Genomic DNA, 2,398 nt, shown 5'->3' with positions numbered 1-2,398 from the left:
TGACACTCCCGTTACCGCGAGCGAGAATCGTGCACCGAGCGTCCTTCGTGTGAACCTGACGGTTGAGGAGCCGAGTGCGTCAATCGCGCACGCTCGGATCTGTGGGGGGCCGGAACGAGCAATCGTCCGGTCTACCCGACCCCCATTCCTGTCATGCCTACCACGCCAGCGATAATGCCTGCGCAAGCGACCGCTGCGATCACTGGCAGTGCCACGCGCGCCCCTTTTTCAAAAATAACCAATATATCTTTTAACGAAGGGCGTGTTTCTTTGCGAGCCAAACTGACAGCAAACGCACATGCGATACCCAGTAGCGCTGCCCGTTGAGCGGTAAAGCCAACGCTAATAGTCGTAATAATGACGAGCAAAGGCAGCAACATGTAGCCTTTTGACAGTATCAGCTTACGCTTGCTGGGCAATTGATCTTTAGGAAGGCCGAGAATGCGATGACGTTTGGCTTCGAAATGCACCCCGATAAAAATACCCGCAAAATAGAGAATGGCGGGAATCAGCGCCGAGAACATGATTTCGCGGTAAGAGACGCCCACGTACTCCACCATGATAAAAGCCGCAGCACCCATTAAGGGCGGCATGATCTGCCCGCCGGTAGAGGCTGACGCTTCGACGGCTCCTGCTACCTCGGGCTTGAAGCGGGCATTTTTCATCATAGGAATGGTGAAAGAGCCAGAAGCCACGGTGTTGCCGATAGAGCTTCCCGAAATCATACCCTGAAGCGAGCTTGCTATAACGGCGGCTTTGCCAGCCCCACCCGTAAAGCGCCCGGTTAACGCAAAGGCTAAGTCATTAAAGAATCGGCCTACGCCGGTATGCATCAGAACAACGCCGAAAAACAAGAACAAGAAGATAAAGCGCGCCGATATTTGCAGGGGCGTACCAAAAACGCCGCTTTCCCTAAACCATAAGTAGGGAGACACCTGCTCAAGAGAGAAGCCGGGATGAGAAAGCAAAGGGCTAGGGATCAAGTTACCAAACAGCGCATAGAGAATTGCCAACGTAGCCATGACAACAATTGGCATACCAACAGTACGGCGAGTTGCTTCTAGTACAAACAGTACGCCGAGTGCGGCAATCGTTAGGTCAACGGCTGAATAGCCCGTAACCCTTGCACGCAGAACTTCTTCATAAAATAGGATTTTATAGTAGGCGGCAAAGGTGGCTACGAAGGCGAGTATTACGTCGTACCACGGCACGCCATTACGCCTGCCCGCACCGCGCGTTGCAGGGAATAAGATAAAGATCATCCCCAAGGCAAGCCCTAAGTGGACGGCACCTTGCTGCTGTGACGGTAGCGTACCAAAATAACCGGTATAGAGATGAAAGCAAGTCAGTGATACACCCATTAGGGTGATCAGCCAACCCCACTTGCCTAGCTGTAGTGCAGAACGTACTTGTGACTCACGATCATACTTTTCTAAAAGCGCTGCTTCGTCAGGAGTTTTTTTTTATCCACGATTAAACCTCATACATATAACGCCGCTGGCTTAGCCAGCGGCGAAAGGGGAACATCAATCGGTTAGATCACTTAGGCTGTCAATATTGGAGCGTTCACGGGTCACAATCTGAATGACTTCAGGGTAAATGTGTCCGATAAAGGCAACGTTATCAATCGCGCCACTTTCGAACTCTCCGCGTCCGGCAACGGCATCTTGTGCCGGTGCGTGTACGGTCATCCCGAGATCCATACCGTTATCACGAATGCTCACTAAGTTTTCGATTGAAGCGCCAGTTTCAATATTCGTGAAGTTATAGTTTTCCAGGTAACGGTTCCAAATGGTGGCCATCTCACCGCCTAGAGGGTAGTAAGTTCCGCCTTGGCTACCGGTACCTAAAATAAACTCTTCTTTGGCTTCAGTTTCGCCAAGCTCCGCAACCGGGTTATTTACGGTGAGGCCTTGCTCTTCGTAATATTTTTTAGCACCGGGGTGAATGGGGAGACCTTCTGAACCATTGAGTGCATTTTCAAGGGTAATGAACGCAGATTGGGAGTGCGTGTTTTCTTCAGCATGTTCATGCATTAAACGCGCTAGTTCATAACCCAGGTCTTCATCAATAGTATTTGTGTTACCAACTAAAATGGCATAAGCCGTAATAGTGTTTACATCTTCGCTTTGGAACGCATAACTATTAGCGGGAATCGTAAAGCGCTTATAGGCACTATTCTCTTCAATATAGTTGATAGCGTCATCGCTTAAACTAATTAGGCGCGCATCGCCGCTCGAGGCTTGTAAGTTCTCGATGAGTTATTGTCAAATTCTGTGTATGGCCGGTCAGGCGGCAGTCCTGTCTGACTGATCGGTCAAGGGTTCGCCGTCCTTGAACTGGACGTTGTTCACGACCAGCTCCAGCTTGTTGAACCCCTTGATCCGCTTCCAGCGCT

2 protein-coding genes are annotated in these 2,398 nt (G+C 50.4%); both read right to left on the bottom strand.

Annotated elements, in window-relative coordinates; translation table 11 throughout:
- Positions 1-131 precede the first annotated feature (131 nt).
- Complete coding sequence (locus AC13CN_RS13565) at positions 132-1,370, bottom strand: TRAP transporter fused permease subunit (RefSeq protein ID WP_283956743.1); 1,239 nt, start codon at positions 1,368-1,370, stop codon at positions 132-134.
- Positions 1,371-1,526: 156 nt separating this feature from the next.
- Positions 1,527-2,258 (bottom strand): TAXI family TRAP transporter solute-binding subunit, encoded by a 732-nt coding sequence (locus tag AC13CN_RS13560; RefSeq protein WP_483053212.1) that lies wholly within the window; start codon positions 2,256-2,258, stop codon positions 1,527-1,529.
- Between the last annotated feature and the right edge of the window lie 140 nt (positions 2,259-2,398).

This window comes from Vreelandella sp. L-25 (assembly GCF_056857535.1).
Note: the sequence above shows the minus strand (reverse complement) of the source record. Positions and strands in the feature narration are given on the sequence as shown.